The 639-nt window shown below is 58.4% G+C and carries 1 pseudogene; it reads left to right on the forward strand.

What is annotated here, in order from left to right:
• Positions 1–346: 346 nt before the first annotated feature.
• Positions 347–639 (forward strand): annotated as a pseudogene (locus IE065_RS17875) (hypothetical protein); the annotation flags it as partial.

The raw sequence follows: 639 nt of genomic DNA on the forward strand, positions 1-639 counted from the left end.
TTGGGGTGATTGCTTCATTTGGTTAAGGTCCAAGGCCTCTAGGGTGCGTTTCATTGAGAGTTATGATGCCTTTTAACAAGGGTAGGGCTTGGCGGTTTTTGGGCCGGACTTTCTCGACATTTAACCTGCATACTAACAAGGAAAGGGTCGCTTTGCTCCCTGCCTCCCCCCCCCCTTGGAGTGGGAATGTTTGGTTGAGTTGTTACTCTTTTAGACAAGGAAGGCGTCCGCGTCGGTCTGTCGGGACGCGCCGCATTGCGTCTGCGTCTCCGCCTATCCCTGCCGCCGTCCGCCGTTTGCGTTGTCCAGATTTTGCGAAGCCTCCAAAAACTCGCATCTGCCACTGGTGGCCTTGTCTTTCCGGCACGCTGCTTTGCTTTTAAAGGAGGAGAACCCGCAGCTGTTTGGCGGCAAGGCCGTGACGAAGGCGACGGCTCCGAAGCTGGCCGCGCCGGTTACCTTCGATGGTGACGACCAGACTCTGTTCGCTCAGGTGCTGGATTATTACCAGGAGCGTTTGCGACAGACGCCGGCTGCGTTGGACTATCTGTGCTCGCGGGGGATCACCGGGGAGGCGGTCGAGGCCTTCGGTCTGGGGTACGCGGACCGCACGCTGGGTTTGCGCCTGCCGCTGAAGAA

Origin of the sequence: Cerasicoccus arenae (assembly GCF_014651635.1) — a bacterium.
Classification (GTDB): Bacteria; Verrucomicrobiota; Verrucomicrobiia; order Opitutales; family Cerasicoccaceae; genus Cerasicoccus; species Cerasicoccus arenae.